The sequence below is a fragment of the Rhodoferax sp. genome (assembly GCF_039922535.1).
Lineage (GTDB): Bacteria > Pseudomonadota > Gammaproteobacteria > Burkholderiales > Burkholderiaceae_C > Rhodoferax_B.
Map to the genome: position 1 here is coordinate 1 of NZ_JBDTEM010000097.1, position 18,227 is coordinate 18,227.

Sequence of the window (18,227 nt, forward strand, 5' to 3'; positions counted from 1 at the left end):
GCCCGATGTGGTGGCGGTTGAGTTCTACGTGGCGGGCTATCACCTTGAGCTGCTTGCTCAGGGCATCGTACTCACCGGTGATGCGCTTGATGAGCTGGTCCACGCTGGGGGCGTTGGGGACCTTGGGGACCTTAGGTAGAGGGGCCTTGTCAGCGGACATCGTGGTTTCGGTTGGGTAAAGCGGCCATCTTAATCTCCGCCAAGGAATAAATTTTCATTCTTCAATAAAATAGAAATTTTTTACTATTTTGAGACGCAACTTCCTATAATTGAAATCCACTTCACCCAAGCGACCCACCCATGCAAACCCTTGATAGTACGTCCTGCCCAGCCATGGTCATTGTGGGAGCCGGCCACTGCGGCGGCCGTGCGGCATTGGCGCTACGGGCCGCGGGCTGGCAGGCCACCATCCACCTGGTGGGCGACGAGCCGCACCATCCCTACGAACGCCCGCCCCTGTCCAAAGACCTGCTCACCGGCGACAAAACCGCCGAGGCCTGTGCCCTGCTGTCAGATGCCGACCTGGTGGACGCGCGTATCACCCGCCATACCGCACGGGTGACCGCCATCGATGCCCAGGCCCATTGCCTTACGCTGTCCGATGGCCAAACCCTGGCCTACCAGTCGCTGCTGCTGGCTACTGGCGGCCAGGTGCGCACGCTGCGCATTCCTGGCGGCGACCTGCCCGAGGTGATGACACTGCGTAACCTGGGAGATGCCGCTGTGCTTGCCCAGCGCCTCACGCCAGGGCAGCGCCTGCTGGTAGTAGGCGGCGGCTTTATCGGCTTGGAAGTAGCCGCCTCGGCCCGCAAACTGGGCTGCGAGGTCACGCTGGTGGAAGGCGCGTCGCGCCTGATGGGCCGCGCCGTGCCAGAGCCGGTGGCCGAGCGTGCCCTGGCACTGCACCGTGCGCGTGGCGTACGGGTGCTGCTGGGGGTCAACCCACAGAGCATCACGCGCACCGCCACTGGCGTGCGCATGGACTTGGCTGATGGCAACAGCATCGAGGCCGACACGGTATTAGCGGGCATTGGTATCGAACCCGATCTGGCGCTGCCGCAAGCGGCGGGGCTGGCGGTAGGGCGCGGCGTGCTGGTCAACGCACACTTGCAATCCAGCGTGCCGGGTATTTTTGCGGCGGGCGATGTGGCCGAGTTCCCCAGCGTCCTGTCGGGCCAACTGGTTCGGCAGGAAACCTGGCACAACGCCGAAACCCAGGCTGCCATTGCTGCGCAGAACATGCTGAACGGTGAACAGGCAAGCTATGCATCCCTACCTTGGTTCTGGTCCGACCAGTACGACCACCAGTTGCAGGTGATGGGCGAGCCCGCACTGGCCGACCACAGCGCCACCCGGACACTGGACGACGCAGGCGGCATGGTGATTTTTTACCTGGATGCCGATAGCCGCCTGGTCGGGGCTTGCGGCTGGGGCGAAACCAGCCGCGTCGCCAAAGAGCTGAAGCTGGCCCGTACCCTGGTGGAAAAACGCATCACTGCCAGCGCCGAGCTGCTGGCCGACCCGGCCACCAAACTCAAATCTCTGCTCAGCCATGGCAAATAAATTACCTATCGGCATCAACCTCGACGGCGTACTCCAGCACGACGGCCTGCCCACGCCCGATGCCGCCACCCGGTTTGCCTGGGTGCGCGACAGCGGCGCGTTTGACTACATCGAGAAAAACCACAACCCAGCAGAAGACTTTGCGCCCTACTTCGACCTGGTGCAGGAATATGGCGTGCCCATAGCCGTGTTCGGCGGTATCTTCTGCGCCGGACGCGACGAAGAGCGTATGCGCTGGTGCGTGACCACCGGCAGCAAACTGGGGGCCTCGGTGTTCAACATGCAGCTCTTCGCGAGGCGTGCCGACGGCGAAGCCATCACCGACCAAGAAGTGGCCGACTTCTTTTTGGATGCCATGCACCACGGTACGCCTGGCGGCTGCCTGCCCAGCCTGGAAGTGCATGTGGACATGTGGAGCGAACAATTCGCCCGCGTGGAGCGCGTGGCCGAGTTGCTGGCGCGCCGCCATGTGCCGCTGCGTATCACGCTAGACCATTCGCACCAGATCTTCAAAATCCACAACCCGCAGGAGCTGGCACTCAGCGGCCTGGAGAACGCGCCCGATGGCGGCCATGCCGAGGTGCTGGCCCTGTACAAGCTGTGGCTGGAATCCGGCTGGGTGGTGCACGCCCACACCCGCAGCGTCGCCACCACGGTGCCGCACAACCACGCCATGGAGCGCGCGCCCGGCCTGCCGGGCCGCGCAATCCAGTACCCCTTTGTCCAGCCACCCGTCGGCAGCTTCCATAGCGCCTGGCAAGCCGAAGCGCTAGAGCCCTGGAAGCAAGCCGTGCGCGATCTGTTGGCCTGGATGCACGCCTACCCCGACCGCGCGCCGCAGCGCATTAGCTGCGAGTTCATTCCGTTTGCCGACTACGGCGGTGGCGGGCGTTACTCAATATGGGACAACAACTTAGCCTGTGTAGCCTGGCTGCAAGACGAGTGGAAGAAATTTAAATAAAAAGAGCTTTCAGCGCTGGTGGTACCTGCGCTGAAAGCTCTTAATTTAATAGCATTCAACCCAGTTGCACCAGCACCTGCCCAGCTTCGATCTTGGCCGGATAGGTCTTCAAATTGATGCACACCGGAGCCCCCAGCGCGCGGCCATCGCGGATGTCGAAGCGGCCGTTGTGTTTGGGGCACTCCACCACGTGTTCCATCACCAGGCCGTCGGCTAGGTGCACATGCTCATGGGTACACAAGCCGTCGGTGGCGTAGACCTTGTCGTTGTAGCGGTACACGGCGTAGGTGTGGTTGTTATGGTCAAAGCGCATCACGTCTTCGTCGTCGATATCGTCTAAAGCGCAAACGTCGGTCCAAGCGGTCATGGGTGTCTCCTTGTGGTTATTGAATTTAAGGGGTGGTCGCAGGCATCTGGCGCACCACGTAATAGTGCGGATCTTTGGCCTGTTCGAGTAGCGCGGGAATGATCTCGCGGTAGGCGGCTACCGTGCTTGGGTACGGCGGCGGGCAGTCAACTTTGATGGTGTCGTGCAACTGGGGCAGCGCGTGGAAAGGCACCATGGGGAACATGTGGTGTTCGACGTGGTAGTTCATGTTCCAGTACAAGAATCGGAACACCGGGTTCATGTAGACCGTGCGGCAGTTCTTACGGTGGTCCAGCACGTTTTCGGGCAAGCCGGCATGCTGGGTCAGGCCGAAGAATGTGTACAGCCAGGTGCCGCCCATCACCGGCAACAGGCCGAACAAGGCCAATGGCAACCAGCTACCGAAATAGACAGCGCTGGCAATCAGCACGGCGTACAGCAGCACCCAGACGCGGGCTTCCTTGACCATTTGCGGCCACTCCATCTCGGGCACAAAGGTTTTTTCTTCCTCGCCCAGCACGCCAAAGGCATTGCGCAGCACGCGCCACAATTCACGCGGGCCGGATTTGATAGAAAACAGGTTAAGCAACATGGCGAAAAAATCGGTGGGCAGCGGCACGGCGACTTCGGGGTCGCGGCCGGTGACCAGGGTATCGGTGTGGTGGCGGGCATGGCTCCACTTCCACACGCTGGGGCGGCGCAGCACCTGGAAGCAGGCGGCTTGGTACAGCGCATCGTTCATCCAGCGGGTTTTGAAGGCGGTGCCGTGGCCTGCCTCGTGCCAACGCGAATCGGCCGGGCCGGTATACAGCGTGGCGTAGACAAAGAAAGCCAGCCAAGCCCAGCCGGTGCCCCAGGTGGCAACCAGCACGGCACCCGCGGCCACGATCAGCGCGTACCAAAGAGCCGTGTCGCGTATCGCCTGCGCGTCTTCGCGCTGCATCAGCTGCTTCATGCGGGCGCGGGGCACGGCGCATTTGTACCAGCTGGCGTTGACCAGCCCGGCGGCGTGGGCCCGGTCGCCTGCGCCAGAGATCAGGTGGTAGTCGTCCTGGGTGCGGGTCCAATTCGGAGCCGTACCAGGTCCGGCAAAGGCAGTGGATTCAGGGGTGGGCATAGGGCTTGTCTCTGGTTGTTTTTAGCGGATGGCGGATGCTAAAACCAAAGGCCGGTTGCGGTGTGATGTAAAACCTCAAAAAGCATCAATTCATATCAAAAATCATCATACTCAAGGAGGAAAAACTTGCATTTATGGCAGAGACTGCGATGATGCGGACCCATGAAAGCCAAAATAACCCTGCATGACGTGGCCGAAGCCGCAGGTGTTAGCACCGCCACCGTAGACCGCGTGCTCAACAGCCGCTTGCCCGTGCGCGAAGGCACCACACTGCGCGTCATCGCCGCCGCCGAAAAGTTGGGCTACCACGCCGTGGGCCTGATGCGGGCCCGGCTGAAAGAGCGTGTACCCGCACGCCACCTGGGCTTTTGCCTGCAAAAACGCAACGACCATTTCTACCAAACCCTGGCCGCCGCGCTGCAGCTGGCGGCTACCCAGAACCAGCCTGAAACCTGCGTCGCCCACATCAGCTTCATGGACGCACTGGAACCGGCGGCCATTGCCGAGCAGTTGTTGCAACTGGGCAGCAAAGTGGACGCGCTGGCCGTGGTGGCGGTAGACCACCCGCACGTCACTGCCGCCGTAGAGGCGCTGTTTGAACAGGGCAAGCCCTGCTTTGCCCTGCTGAGCGACATCAGCGCACCGCACCGGGCGGGCTACATCGGGCTGGACAACCGCCAGCGGGGCCGCACGGCGGCCTGGGCCGTTAGCCGACTGGCCCGGCAGGCCACGGGCGAGGTGGGCGTGTTCGTGGGCAGCCACCGCTACCTGGGGCATGAGCTGGCCGAAATAAGCTTCCGCTCCTACCTGCGCGAGAACGCGCCCGGCTTCAAGGTGCTGGACACGCTGGTAAATCTGGAAGACCCGCAACTGGCCTATGAGGCCACGCTGGAGCTGCTGGCCCGCTACCCCACGCTGGCGGGCCTGCACCTTACGGGCGGCGGCGGCGCGGGCGTGATCCGTGCACTGCGCGAAGACGCAGCCGACCGCCCACATGGCCGTAAATTGGTGGTGGTGTGCAACGAGCTCAACGCCACGACCCGGGCCGCGCTGATCGACGGCGTGGTGGACGTGGTCATCCACACGCCGGTGGAACGCCTGGCCCAGACCGCTGTGGCCCAGATGCTCGCCGCCACCCTGCCCGGTGCGGTGTACGCCGGGCCGCAGCAGAAGCTGCTAGCGATGGATTTGTTCACGCCCGAGAACATGGCGTAGTTCAAGAGGCGCAATTCGCTACTGAAATTTAATTTAAATTTGTATCCTTAATGACTGACTGGTGGGTAAATGCGTGAAGACTAAGGATGTGCAGGCATCACGTCCGGCGCTTCTTGTTCCGGTACTGGTCGGCCACCACCGCGGCAATAATGATGCCGCCCTTGACCATCTCCTGGTAGTAGGCATCAATACGGATAAAGGTGAAGCCCGACATCATCACGCCCAGAATCAGAATCCCGATAACGGTGCCGGTAACCCGGCCCAGGCCGCCGACCAGCGAGGTACCGCCGATAACCACCGCCGCAATCGCGTCAAGCTCGTAGCTCACACCCATGCCGGACTGGCCGGAGATGGCACGGGCGGCCGTCACGGTACCGGCGATGCCGCTGAGCAGACCGGCAATGGCGTAGATCCAGATCAGGTGGCGGTTCACGTTGATGCCCGATACGCGGGCAGCCTGGCGATTCGCACCTATGGCGTAGGTAAATTTGCCGAAGCGGGTGTAGCGCAGCACGATATGGGCGATGACCACCAGCACCAGGAAGATGATCACCGGGTTGCTGCCCTCGCCTATCCAGGCAAATTGGGGAGTCAGCATGCTGACGGGCATGCCGCCGGTAAACCATTTGGCAAAGCCCCGTGCCGCCACCATCATGCCCAAGGTAGCAATGAACGGCGGAATACCGGTAAAGGCAATCAACGCTCCGTTAATCAACCCCACAACCACGCCTACCGCCACCCCCGCCAGCACCGGCCAGATCGGGCTCAGGTCGGTCAGCTGCGGAAACACCGCGCGCGGGAAATCTGATACCTGGGCCAGGCTGGCCGCCACCACCGCAGAGGCTGCCACTACCGAGCCGGACGACAGATCAATACCGCTGGTAATGATCACCATGTTGACACCGATGGCGATGATGCCGATCACCGACATCTGCAGGATGATGACCTTCAGGCGTTCGATGTTGAAGATAAAGCTCTGGTCGTTCATGTACCAGCCGATGGCTTCAAAAAATACGCTGATGCCGATCAGCACCAGGAAGATGCTGAACTCGGGTGGAAATTTGAAAGCCGCTTTGGGTGCAGACGGGGCTGTTTGGGGGAGTGTGGGGGTGCTCATGGCAAGACGTTTCCTATGGGTTTACTTCGCGGCCAGGTCCATGACGGAGACCTGGTTGGCATCTTTGCGGTCCAGAATGCCAGTGACCTGGCCGCCGTGCATCACGACGACGCGGTCGCTCATGCCCAGCACTTCAGGCATCTCGGACGAAATCATCAAGATCGCCACACCGGTGCCTGCCAGCTCGGACACCAGACGGTGGATTTCTGCCTTGGCGCCCACGTCGATGCCGCGCGTGGGTTCGTCCAATATCAGAATGCGCGGATTCGTCAGCAGCCAGCGACCGACCAACACCTTCTGCTGGTTGCCACCGGACAGGTTCTGGATGATCTCAAACATGCCCGGCGTCTTCACGCGCAGGCGCTTGGCCATCTCCTCGCAATCCTTATTCAGCTGCTCGCTCTGCACGAAACCGTTGCGCACATAGCGCTGGTTCAACACGGCAGAGTCCATGTTTTCCTGGATGTTCAGGCTCAAAAAGCAACCGGTTTCTTTGCGGTCTTCGGTCAAAAAAGCCATACCGGCGGCCAGCGCCTGCTGGGGCGAACGGATCTGGATCGGCTCGCCCTTGATGGCAATCGTGCCCGAAGTCGCTGGCACCACACCGAACAAGGCCTCGGCCACGTTCGAGCGGCCCGAGCCCACCAGGCCTGCCATACCAACGATCTCGCCGGCGCGGATGTCGAAAGACACGTTTTTGAAAACGCCGTCCACACACAGGTCTTTGACCGACAGCACCACATCGCCGATGGGAACTTCCATCTTGGGAAACATCTGGGTAATTTCGCGGCCCACCATCATGCGGATGATGTCGTCGCGCGTGACCTCGCTGGAGGCGTGGGTGGCGATGTACTGGCCGTCACGGAACACCGAAAACTCGTCGGCAATCTCGAACAGCTCGTTCATCTTGTGGGTGATGTAGATGATGCCTTTGCCCTTGGCGCGCAGGTCGCGGATGATGGCGAACAGGTGGGCGACCTCGGTTTCGGTCAGGGCCGAGGTGGGCTCGTCCATGATCAGCACGTCGGAGTTCCAGGACACGGCCTTGGCAATTTCGACCATCTGGCGGCTGGCCACGGAGAGGTTCTGGATTTCTTCGCGGGGGTCGATCTTGATGTTCAGTTCCTGGAACAGCTCGGCCGTCTTGCGGTACAGCTCGGCATGGTCCACAAAACCCATCCAGTTCTTCGGTTCGCGGGTGATCCAGACGTTCTCGGCCACCGTCATGTGCGGCATCAGGTTCAGTTCCTGGTGGATCATGGCGATGCCCAGGTTCAGGGCATCCAAGGGCGAACGCATGACGATGGACTGGCCGCGCAGTCGGATATCGCCCTTGTCGGGCACATAAATGCCAGCAATGATCTTCATCAGCGTGGACTTGCCCGCGCCGTTCTCACCCATCAAGGCATGCACCGTACCGGCGCGCAGCTTGAAGGCTACGTTGTTGAGCGCTACCACGCCCGGGAATATCTTGAGAATGCCCTGGATCTCCAACAGCGGAGGGGCGGCAGTGGCTTGGCTGACCGGGCGGTCGAGGGTGGCGGTGTCTGACATCCTGCTTAGGCTCTGTTGAACGTTGAAACGGTTGAACGCCTCCCACGAGGGAGGCGTTCAGTGAGCGCAAGAATCAGTTCTTGCCGGCGTACTTGGCCAGGTTGGCGGGCGTCACCAGCTCAAACGGCACATTCACAAAGCGCTCGACAGGCTGCTTCTTGGACAGCTTCAGAGCCGCGTCCAGGGCGCCACTGCCTTGGCCGGCAGCGTTCTGGAACACGGTGACCTTCAGGTCGCCAGCTTTCATGGACGCCAGAGCGTCGGGTGTGGCATCGATACCCGCCACGATGCTGGTAGGCGTCCACTTCTTGGAGGCCTTCAAGGCATTGATAGCGCCGATGGCCATTTCGTCGTTGTTGGCGATGACCGCGTCAAACTTCACGCCACTGGACAGCCAGTTGGTGGTGATGTCCTGGCCTTGGGTGCGGTCCCACTTGCCTTCGCGCTTGTCCACAATCTTGATGCCGCTGCAGTCCTTGGTGGCCAGCACGTCTTCAATGTCCTTGGTACGGGTACGGGCCGCTTCGTTGGACAGCTCGCCCATCAGCACCACGACTTCGCCCTTGCCCTTGAGCAGGCGGCAGACTTCCTGGGTTTGCACGGTGCCGGAGACGACTTCGTCGGAGGCCACGAATGCCACGCCTGCAGGCAACTTGGCAAAGTCCACTGGCTTGCGGTTCACATAGACCAGAGGGATCTTGGCGTCGGTCACCATCTTGGTGATCTTGGGGGTGACGTCGGTGTCCACTGGGTTAACGATGATCGCGTCTACCTTTTGCGCGATCAAGTTCTGAATCTGGCTCAGCTGTTTGCCCACGTCGCCCTGCGCGTCTTCAACCTGCACCGTGGCGCCAGACTTTTTACCGGCATCGACCACGCCGTTTTTCAGAATCGTCAAGAAAGTATCCAGCTGGGCCATCGCCAGACCGACCTTCTGGGCGTGTGCGGCCATAGGAGCCAGCAAAGTAGTCGACACGGCTGCTGCGAGTAACAATTTTTTCATTTTGATGCGTCTCCGAGGTAATAAGAGAACAGCGGCTGTGCGCCATTCGGTTGGATGGGGTTCGGGGCACAAAAAGTGTCCCAGACCACGATCCGTACTGTAATCACAAAAAACCAAAATAGAAAATAAATTTCTAAGTGATTACACTTAGAGAAAAATATTTCTCTACAATTTATAGTCGCTGCAACGGGCACAGTTGGCCGTTGCGTATGCCGCCTTCTCGCATGCTGCGAGAACCCACTTTCTGATCAACCGTACTCTGATGAGCCATCTAAACTTCCCTTCCAATCGCCGCATTGATCTTGCCTGTCTGGGCCGTTTGGCCGTGGATCTGTACGCCCAGCAGTTCGGTAGCCGCCTGGAAGATGCCCGCAGCATGGCCATGTACCTCGGTGGTAGCTCGGCCAACCTAGCATTTGGCGTAGCCCGCCTGGGTTTGAAAAGCGCCATGCTGTCCCGGGTAGGCAACGAGCAGATGGGCCGCTTCCTGACCGAAACCCTGGAACAAGAAGGCTGCGACACCAGCCAGGTGCAAATCGACCCAGAACGCCTGACCGCGCTGGTGCTGCTGGGCCTGAAAGACCGCGACACCTTCCCCCTGTTGTTCGTGCGTGAAAACTGCGCCGACATGGCGGTCGAAGCCGATCAAATCAGCGAAGACTTCATCGCCCAATGCCGTTCGCTGGCCATCACCGGAACGCACCTGTCCACCCCCGGCACCCGCCGCGCATCGCAAGCCGCACTGGCCTACGCCAAGAAACACGGCGTGGTGCGCGTGCTGGACATCGACTACCGCCCGGTGCTGTGGGGCCTGACCAGCCGCGGTGCTGGCGAAAACCGCTATGTGGCGGATGCACACGTGACACAGCAGTTGCAAGAGATGCTGCCCGAGTTCGACCTGCTGGTCGGCACCGAAGAAGAATTCTTCATCGCCGGCGGCGTGGCCGACGACCTGACGGCCAGTCTGCGCGCCGTGCGCGCCATCAGCGCCGCAACCCTGGTGGTGAAGCGCGGCGCGGCGGGCTGCAGCGTCATTGAAGGCGCGATCCCCGCGAATATCGACGATGCGCCTACGTTCAAAGGCGAGCGCGTCGAAGTGTTGAATGTGCTGGGCGCAGGCGACTCCTTCCTCTCCGGCCTGATGGCCAGCCTGCTGCAAGGCAAAGACTGGGCCGAGTCCACCCAGGTGGCCAATGCCTGTGGTGCCATCGTGGTGTCACGCCACGCCTGCTCCGCCGCCATGGCCACGCCAGCCGAGCTGGCGCACTGGTTCGGCGGCACCCGCAACCCCAAGGTGGATGCAGACTCTCAACTCGCGCATCTGCACCGGGTCACCGCTGCCCGCCCCGTGTTGGAAGAAATGTGCGTGCTGGCACTGGACCACCGCAGCCAATTCTTCGAGCTGGCGCGCGACACCGGTGCCAGCGAATCCCGCATCCCGATGCTGAAAAAGCTGCTGGTACAAGCCGCAGAGCAAGTGGAAACCAGCCACAAGCTACAAGGCCATACCGGCGTACTGATAGACGGCGGCGACTATGGCCGCGATGCCCTGGCCAGCGCCACCGGCCGCGGTTGGTGGGTGGGCCGCCCGGTGGAACTGCCCGGCTCACGTCCGCTGCGTTTTGACGGCACCCGCTCCATCGGCAGCGCGCTGATCAACTGGCCTACCGAACACGTGGCCAAGTGCCTGGTGCAATACCACCCCGACGACCACTACGCGCTGCGCCTACAACAAGAGCAAACCGTGCTGGAACTATGGGAAGCCACCCGCACCAGCGGTAACGAACTGCTGCTGGAAATCATTTGCCCGCGCGCCATGACACCCGCGGGTACGGAGAACACCGCCGTGCTGCGCGCCGTGAAGCGCTTCTACAACCTGGGCGTAAAGCCCGAATGGTGGAAGCTGGCACCCATGCAGCCGCAGGGCTGGGCCGATCTGGCCGCACTGGTAGCAGAGCGCGACCCGTATTGCCGCGGCGCGGTGATTCTGGGCCTGAACCAGCCATTGCAACACCTGGCCGACAGCTTTGTCCACGCCACCAACCCCATCGTCAAGGGCTTCATGGTGGGCCGCACACTGTGGGCCGAACCCTCGCTACAGTGGCTGAAGAACGAAATCAGCGACGACGCTTTTAAAGATGCCGTAGCACGCAACTTTGCCACCCTGGTGGATGCCTGGCGCAACCGCACATCTGCCCGATAAATCTGCCCATGAAAACCCACAAACTCACCATGAGCCAAGCGCTGGTCAAGCACTTGGCAGCCTTGCAAGTCGAGATGGCCGACGGCAGCATCCAGCCCTACTGCGCGGGCGTTTTCACCATTTTTGGCCACGGCAACGTGGCCGGTCTGGGCGAAGCCCTGTACACCGAACGTGCCCAGTTGCCCACCTACCGGGCACACAACGAGCAAGGCATGGCGCACGCAGCCATCGCCTACGCCAAGGCCCACTTCCGCCAGCGCATCATGGCGGTCAGCACCAGCATTGGCCCGGGCGCGACCAACCTGGTCACCGCCGCCGCCGTCGCCCATGTGAACCGCTTGCCCGTGCTGCTGCTGCCGGGCGATACCTTTGCCTCGCGCGCCCCCGATCCGGTGCTGCAGCAGATCGAAAACTTCTCGCATGGCGACATGAACGCCAACGACACATTCCGCCCGGTGACGCGCTTTTTTGACCGCATCACCCGCGCCGAGCAAATCCTGACCGCTCTGCCCCGCGCCATCCAGGTGATGACCGACCCGGCCAGTTGCGGCCCGGTCTGCCTGGCCTTGCCACAAGACGTACAAACCCATGCGTTCGACTGCCCGGAAAGCTTCTTGCAGCCCGGCCTGATCCACTTCCGCCGCCCGCCCGCCGACACGCGTGAATTGGCCGCCGCCGCCGCCCTGCTGAATACCGCCAAACAACCGCTGATCGTGGCCGGTGGCGGTGTGCTGTACAGCCAGGCCTGGGAGGCTTTGCGCGCGTTTGCCGAGAAGCACGGCATCCCCGTGGCCGAATCCCACGGTGGCAAAAGCAGCCTGCCCTGGGACCACCCGCTGAACCTGGGTGGCATTGGCGTAGACGGCGGCCCCGCCGCCAACGCAATGGCCAGTGAAGCCGACGTGGTGCTGGCCGTAGGCACGCGCCTGCAAGACTTCACCACCGGCTCGCACGCCCTGTTTGCCAAGGCCCAACTACTGTGCCTGAACGTGCAAAGCTTCGATGCCACCAAATGGAATGGCACGGCGCTGGTGGCCGACGCGCGCGTCGGCCTGGCACAGCTGAGCACTGCCGCGGGCGACTGGAAAGCCGCACCCGCCTGGACCACCCGCGCCCGCACCCTGGCCGCAGGCTGGGTGGCCCGCGTCACCGAGCTGACCACCGCTGTGCCCAAGGACGTGTTGCCCTACGACGCCGAAGTCATAGGTGCCGTACGTGACTCGGCAGCCGACAGTGATGTACGCGATGTGGTGGTCTGCGCCGCCGGCACCCTGCCTGCCGAGCTGCACAAGCTCTGGCGCGCCACCAAACCTGGCAACTACCACGTGGAATACGGTTACTCGTGCATGGGCTACGAAGTCGCGGGCGCCCTGGGTGCCAAGATGGCCCGGCCCGACCAGGAGGTCATCGTGATCGTCGGCGACGGCTCCTACATGATGATGAACTCAGAGCTGGCCACCTCGGTGCTGCTGGGCAAGAAGCTCATCGTGGTGATACTGGACAACCGGGGTTACGGCTGTATTGACCGCCTGCAACGCGCCAGCGGCACGCCCAGCTTCAACAATATGCTGGACAACTGCATCCCCGAGGGCGGCAGCTCCAGCCAGATCGACTTTGCCATGCACGGCCGCAGCATGGGTGCGGATGCAGTGCACGTCAAAGACGTGGCCGAGCTGAAAACTGCCATGGTGGCCGCCCGCGCCGCCACCAAGTCGCAAGTCATCGTGATCGACACCACCCACACCCGCACCACCGCCGAAGGCGGCTGCTGGTGGGAGGTAGCGATTCCTGCCGTCTCCGAACGCAGTGATGTGAACCAAGCGTATGAACGCTACACCGCCGCCAAGCAAGAACAACGTATTTAAGTTTTTACAAGAGAAATGACTATGACCTGGAACGTACGCATCGGTATCAACCCCCTGTCCTGGATGAATGACGACCTGCCCTCACTGGGCGGCGAAACCCTGCTGGAAACCGCACTCAGCGAGGGCAAGGAAATCGGCTATGAAGGCTTCGAGCTGGGTAATAAATTCCCAAAGGACGGCCCCGGCCTGAAAGCCAAGCTGGATGAATTCGGCCTGGCCTGCGTGTCTGGCTGGTACTCCGGCTTCCTGGGCAACGACACGGTCGAAGCCGAGATCGAACGCTGCAAAGCCCACATGGCCAAGCTGCAGTACAACGACGTGAAGGTGGTGGTCTACGGCGAATGCGCCGACACCATCCAGGGCCAGATCGACACGCCCGTGTCCAAGCGCCCCAAGTTCGCCAGCGAAGCCCTGTGGAAAGCCTACGCCGAGCGCCTGAACGCCTTCGGCGAGCACCTCATCAAGACCTACGGCATCCAACTGGCCTACCACCACCACATGGGCGCGTACGTCGAATCCCCCGCCGATGTGGATAAGCTGATGGCGCTGACCGACCCGACCAAGGTGTTCCTGCTGTTCGACACCGGCCACGCCTATTTCGGCGGTGCCGCCGACCCCGTCACGCTGCTGAAGAAACATGTGGAACGCGTGGTCCACGTGCACTGCAAGGACGTGCGCAGCGCGGTAATCGCCCAGGCACGCAACGATAGCTGGAGCTTCCTGAACGGCGTGATCAACGGCACCTTCACCGTGCCCGGCGACGGCAGCCTGGACTACGAAGCCGTGCTGACTACCCTGAAAAACGCGGGTTATGAAGGCTGGTTGGTGGTCGAAGCCGAGCAAGACCCGGCCGTCGCCCCCAGCTACGAGTACGCGAAAAAGGGCTATGACACCTTGCGCGGCCTGGTAGACAAGATCGGCGGCTGAGATGGTCAGCCCCCTTTTAGCAAAAGCTGCCGCCACGGGCCGAGAAATCGTCAACGTCACCCCCGAGCGCGCAGGCTGGACCCACGTGGGCTTTCGCGCCCTGCGGCTGGCCCAGGGCGAGTCGGAAGCCGTGGAAACCGGTGACCGCGAACTCTGCCTGGTGGTGCTGACCGGCACCGTCACCGTCACCATCGACGGCCGCCACCACCCGCACCTGGGCACGCGCAGCAGCGTGTTCGACAAAGAATCGCCCGCAGCGGTCTACGTGCCTGCCGGTAAAACCGTGCTGCTGCTGGCCGAAACCAATGCCGAAGTCGGCCTGTGCACTGCCCCCGCCGGGCCCACGCCGTTCCCGGTGCGCGTGATCGACCCCGCCAGCATGCGCCGCAGCGTGCGCGGCCAGGGCAGCAACACCCGCTATGTGTGCGACATCCTCCCGCACGACGACCCGCAAGCCGCACACCTGCTGGTGGTCGAAGTCCTCACCCCCGCCAGCCACTCCAGCAGCTACCCGCCGCACAAACACGACATCGAGCAGCCGCCGGTAGAAACCCAGCTGGAAGAAACCTACTACCACCGCCTGAACCCACCCCAGGGCTTCGCCTTCCAGCGCGTCTACACCGACGACCGCAGCCTGGACGAAGCCTGCGCTGTGGAGAACCACGACGTGGTAATGGTCCCGCGCGGCTACCACCCGGTCACCGCGCCGCACGGCTACGACCTGTACTACCTGAACGTGATGGCCGGGCCCAACCGTTTCTGGGTCTTCAAGAACGACCCGGCACATGAATGGATGCTGGCGAAGTAGTTTTTGCTATTAATTAGAGAGCTGCCAGCGCAAGTGGTACCTGCGCCAGGCAACGATTTCTCTCGAAAATTTCGCTACGAATTTCGAAGCAAGCACCCCACGCAGTCGCGCCCTAGGCGCGATGGTGCGCAAGCCCCCGATCCCGCTCTCCGGGGTCCCCCTCTAGATGCGCCGAGGAGCACAGCTTTGGGCGGAAAAGGGCTGGCGTTGTTTGAGGCGCAGCCGAGTTTAGCCAGACCCCGCCCAAAGCGCGCACCGCAGGTTCCCGCAGCGAAAGCGGAGGGCGCAGGTAGTGGGGGCGCCTTTCTTTTGGTGACTTTTCTTTTGCGCAAAAGAAAAGTCACTGCGCCGCCGGGCGCATACCCGGCCAGGGATCGTGGTTGCACCCAAAGCGGTCAACGCCATCAGCAGGTTAGGATTAACTAAATTTGCTATTGAATAAGTAGCTTCTCGCGCAGGAGGATTAAGCGCTGGAGGCCAATTTGGCATCTAAAGATAACCCTCACGCCGCTGACATCCACCCCGCATAGTCCGCATGCATCCAGACGCGGCAGGCCGTTGAAGGTCTGCATGGGCTAGCGTTTGGGGTTAAAAACGCACTCGGTCACGGCGGTGTTGCGGAGGTGCAGGTTCAGCGCGGTGATAGTTCCGGGTTTAGTGCCCAAGATGTGTCCATTCCCCGATTACGAAGCTGTGGGCTTTTGACCGGTTATAATGTTGGCCTTAATTTGCTCACTCCCTAGCACAGACTGTCGATGATGCTCAAGTAACTCCTTCATCATGGCAATCCTGTAACCCGCTGTAGATTCATCGGTATCGCGCGATAGTGATTGAATAATTTCAGAAATCTTCGCCTGGAACGCCGCGTTCCCTTTCGCCTCTTCGAGCGAAACCTGTAGAGCAATAACCTCTGGTCGAGCTTGAATTAGGTTGATGGCCGCACTATTGATGTCGTTCTGCCAAGACATCATTTTGTCCTTGATTTCTGACAACGTCGAGTCGGCTTTGCTCGCTTGGTTGTTGGCTAGCCACCAGAAAATTACAGCGAGACCCAAGCTCACGATGGACGCTATGGTACCGACGAAATTCAAGTCAATCATCATTGAAGAGTTCTACCGTAATGTGTATCGCAAAACTTGAGGTTTAAATTACCCATCGAAATCTCCTAAAAATGGCTTGAGATTGGTTTTCTCAGGGTGAGTCGGTTTTGGTGCGGGTACAAAAATGCGACAAACCCAGCAGCCAAACTATAGCCTTGGATATCTTGCGACACTTCGCTCATCGGCATACTTTCTTCAAAAGTCGAAGCTGCGAAACGCTCTACTTTCCGTAGCCGCTTGCGCAGCCAAAGAAACGTAACCCAAAGAAAGGCTGCCCCCACTGTCTGCGCCCTACGCTGGCGCTGCGGGAACCTGCGGTGCTCGTCCAACGGGGGCATGCCGCAAACTCGCTGCGCTCAAACACGCGTCCTGCTAATCCCCGTTGGACTGCGCTCCTCGGCGCACACAGAGGGGGACCCCGGAAGCGGGATCGGGGGCGCACAGCGCCCCATCGCGCCTAGGGCGCGACGCGGGGCGACGAGCGCTGTGGTGCTTAACCCGCCAAAGGGGTCGGAGCACGAATGCGGGTGGGCGGTCGGCACGACAACCGGCGTTTTGGCGCGCAATCGTGATCCGACCCCATTGGCTCAGGCCGTTTTTGCTGAAAATTGGGCGATATTTATGAGCCGAATATCCCTTCAGCGCATATAGAACTTGCACGGGGTGCTCCTATTTTTTAATATAAAAACAGAAGCATCGACTCGGATGCAGCCACAGCCACTGCCCCCCAGCTCGCGCCCTAGGCGCGATGGGGCGCAAGCCCCCGATCCCGCTCCCCGGGGTCCCCCTCTAGATGCGCCGAGGAGCACAGCTTTGGGCGGATCAGGGCTGGCGTTGTTTGAGGCGCAGCCGAGTTTAGCCAGACCCCGCCCAAAGCGCGCACCGCAGGTTCCCGCAGCGCCAGCGCAGGGCGCAGGTAGTGGGGGTGGCCTTTCTTTTGGTGACGTTTCTTTGGCCAAGCAAAGAAAAGTTACTGCCCTGCCGGGGGCACAGCCCGGCCGACGATGCTAGTGGCATCCACAGCGCCAAAATTACAAGCAAAATCGCCCTCCAGCGCAAACAAACCCTGCGCCACCAGCTACATAAAAAGTAGCACCCCTGTCATCAAGCCTTCATCCAAAGCAAAGATGCTAGCCCGGCGGCATGTTCGCCGTTGCCACCTTTGCGAGACTTTTATGACTTCCAACAGCACGCCCGCACTCGAATTGCCGACCGAAATTTTCGACGAAGAGTTTGAAACCGTGGGCGACCACCACCGCATGGCGGCGCACCACTTTGCGGCGGCGGCCAAGCTGCATTTGCTGGCCGCCACGGCCGATGACGAAGGCGACGACGAGGCCGCGGCCCGCCACGCCTACGTGGCCTACCGCCACCAACTCAACGCCGTGCAGTACGCCGAAATTGCGGTGATGGACAGCGAAACCATGGAAGACGAAGACAGCCTGGAAATCGCTGCCGAATAAGGCTGGGGGTCGCAGAGCAGAAACGCTCTGTTTTCAATAGCTGCCAGCGCAGACGGCACCTGCGCCAGCAGCCTATCTCTTATAAATGCAGCGATCGATCAACCCGCGGCGGCGGCGGCCCGCAGCTTGTCTTTTTTGCTGGGCCGTTTGCCTTTGATGCCGCCGTTCGCCTGGGCGGGCAATGCGGGTACCGCCAGCTCGACCGGTTCAAAACCCGCCACCTCTTCACGCGGCAGGCTCAGGCCCTGGCGCTTTTCGATCAGGGCGAAATGGGCTTCGGTGTCGGCAGTGATGAAGCTGAACGCCTCGCCACTCTGCCCGGCACGGCCGGTGCGGCCAATGCGGTGCACGTAGTCCACGGCCGAGCGCGGCAGGTCGTAGTTGACGACCACCGGCAGCTCGGCCACGTCGATACCGCGCGCGGCCAGGTCGGTGGCGACCACCACGTGCACGCGCCCGGCCTTGAAGTCGTCCAGCACCTGGGTCCGTTTGCCCTGGCTGAGCTGGCCATGGAACGGTTCGGCCCAGATGTCGGCCTTGCGCAGCTTGTCGGCCACGATCTCGGCAGAGAACTTGGTGGCCACGAAGACCAGCACACGCTTCCAGCTGTTTTGTTGCACCAGGTGGCGCAGCAACTGGGTGCGGCGGCTGGCATCGACGGCGATGGCGCGCTGGGCGATGGCGGGCGCGGCGGTGTGGGTGGTGGGCTCGGCGGCCATCTCGATGCGCACCGGGTCGCGCAAGAGCTGGGCGGCCAGTGCGTCGATAGCGGGCGGAAAGGTGGCCGAGAACAACAGGTTCTGGCGCTGGGCGGGCAGCAGCGTGAGCACGCGGGCCAGCTCGTCGGCAAAGCCCAGGTCCAGCAGGCGGTCGGCCTCGTCCAGCACCAGCGCGGCCACATGGGAGAGTTGGAGCGCGTTGTGGTCCACCAGATCGAGCAAGCGGCCCGGCGTGGCCACCACGA

Annotated in this window: 15 protein-coding genes; 8 read left to right on the forward strand and 7 right to left on the reverse strand. The window is 61.7% G+C overall.

Features of this window, described 5'->3' with window-relative positions; translation table 11 throughout:
* Positions 1-300: 300 nt before the first annotated feature.
* The gene (locus ABI213_RS04400; RefSeq protein ID WP_348026213.1) at positions 301-1,563 is read left to right on the forward strand and encodes an FAD-dependent oxidoreductase; all 1,263 of its coding nucleotides are present in this window, start codon (positions 301-303) and stop codon (positions 1,561-1,563) included.
* On the forward strand, positions 1,553-2,524 hold the full coding sequence (locus ABI213_RS04405; protein ID WP_348007665.1) for a xylose isomerase: 972 nt from the start codon (positions 1,553-1,555) through the stop codon (positions 2,522-2,524). The genes ABI213_RS04400 and ABI213_RS04405 overlap by 11 nt, the downstream gene beginning before the upstream one ends.
* A gap of 55 nt (positions 2,525-2,579) precedes the next feature.
* On the opposite strand, the gene ABI213_RS04410 is transcribed toward ABI213_RS04405, so the two are convergent.
* On the reverse strand, positions 2,580-2,891 hold the full coding sequence (locus tag ABI213_RS04410; RefSeq protein WP_348007664.1) for a MocE family 2Fe-2S type ferredoxin: 312 nt from the start codon (positions 2,889-2,891) through the stop codon (positions 2,580-2,582).
* Positions 2,892-2,916: 25 nt separating this feature from the next.
* On the reverse strand, positions 2,917-4,008 hold the full coding sequence (locus tag ABI213_RS04415) for a fatty acid desaturase family protein (protein WP_348007663.1): 1,092 nt from the start codon (positions 4,006-4,008) through the stop codon (positions 2,917-2,919).
* A 162-nt stretch (positions 4,009-4,170) separates the two neighbouring features.
* On the opposite strand from ABI213_RS04415, the gene ABI213_RS04420 reads away from it, so the two are divergent.
* On the forward strand, positions 4,171-5,223 hold the full coding sequence (locus ABI213_RS04420) for a LacI family DNA-binding transcriptional regulator (RefSeq protein ID WP_348007662.1): 1,053 nt from the start codon (positions 4,171-4,173) through the stop codon (positions 5,221-5,223).
* Positions 5,224-5,320: 97 nt separating this feature from the next.
* Here the strand turns inward: ABI213_RS04420 and ABI213_RS04425 are convergent, their stop codons facing one another.
* The 3 genes from ABI213_RS04425 to ABI213_RS04435 form a co-directional block, all read right to left on the reverse strand.
* Positions 5,321-6,340 carry an ABC transporter permease gene (locus tag ABI213_RS04425; RefSeq protein WP_348007661.1) on the reverse strand — a complete coding sequence of 340 codons (1,020 nt, stop codon included), beginning with the start codon at positions 6,338-6,340 and terminating at the stop codon, positions 5,321-5,323.
* A gap of 21 nt (positions 6,341-6,361) precedes the next feature.
* Positions 6,362-7,894 (reverse strand): sugar ABC transporter ATP-binding protein, encoded by a 1,533-nt coding sequence (locus ABI213_RS04430; RefSeq protein WP_348007660.1) that lies wholly within the window; start codon positions 7,892-7,894, stop codon positions 6,362-6,364.
* A gap of 73 nt (positions 7,895-7,967) precedes the next feature.
* Positions 7,968-8,897 carry a sugar ABC transporter substrate-binding protein gene (locus ABI213_RS04435; protein ID WP_348007659.1) on the reverse strand — a complete coding sequence of 310 codons (930 nt, stop codon included), beginning with the start codon at positions 8,895-8,897 and terminating at the stop codon, positions 7,968-7,970.
* 262 nt (positions 8,898-9,159) lie between these two features.
* Between ABI213_RS04435 and iolC the strand changes: the two genes are divergently transcribed.
* From iolC to iolB, 4 genes are read left to right on the forward strand one after another with little or no spacing between them, the layout of a single operon-like run.
* Positions 9,160-11,100 (forward strand): 5-dehydro-2-deoxygluconokinase, encoded by a 1,941-nt coding sequence (gene iolC, locus ABI213_RS04440; protein ID WP_348026215.1) that lies wholly within the window; start codon positions 9,160-9,162, stop codon positions 11,098-11,100.
* A gap of 8 nt (positions 11,101-11,108) precedes the next feature.
* Positions 11,109-12,965, forward strand: coding sequence for a 3D-(3,5/4)-trihydroxycyclohexane-1,2-dione acylhydrolase (decyclizing) (gene iolD / locus ABI213_RS04445; RefSeq protein WP_348007657.1), 1,857 nt, complete (start codon positions 11,109-11,111; stop codon positions 12,963-12,965).
* A 21-nt stretch (positions 12,966-12,986) separates the two neighbouring features.
* Complete coding sequence (iolE, locus tag ABI213_RS04450; RefSeq protein WP_348026217.1) at positions 12,987-13,892, forward strand: myo-inosose-2 dehydratase; 906 nt, start codon at positions 12,987-12,989, stop codon at positions 13,890-13,892.
* A 1-nt stretch (position 13,893) separates the two neighbouring features.
* The gene (gene iolB / locus ABI213_RS04455; RefSeq protein ID WP_348026219.1) at positions 13,894-14,700 is read left to right on the forward strand and encodes a 5-deoxy-glucuronate isomerase; all 807 of its coding nucleotides are present in this window, start codon (positions 13,894-13,896) and stop codon (positions 14,698-14,700) included.
* A gap of 683 nt (positions 14,701-15,383) precedes the next feature.
* Here the strand turns inward: iolB and ABI213_RS04460 are convergent.
* The gene (locus ABI213_RS04460; protein ID WP_348026221.1) at positions 15,384-15,803 is read right to left on the reverse strand and encodes a hypothetical protein; all 420 of its coding nucleotides are present in this window, start codon (positions 15,801-15,803) and stop codon (positions 15,384-15,386) included.
* Between the two features lie 1,172 nt (positions 15,804-16,975).
* Between ABI213_RS04460 and ABI213_RS04465 the strand changes: the two genes are divergently transcribed.
* Positions 16,976-17,263 carry a hypothetical protein gene (locus ABI213_RS04465; RefSeq protein WP_348007822.1) on the forward strand — a complete coding sequence of 96 codons (288 nt, stop codon included), beginning with the start codon at positions 16,976-16,978 and terminating at the stop codon, positions 17,261-17,263.
* Positions 17,264-17,361: 98 nt separating this feature from the next.
* Here ABI213_RS04465 and ABI213_RS04470 read toward each other — a convergent pair.
* Positions 17,362-18,227 (reverse strand): DEAD/DEAH box helicase (locus ABI213_RS04470; RefSeq protein WP_348026223.1); only part of this gene is annotated, 866 nt, incomplete at its 5' end.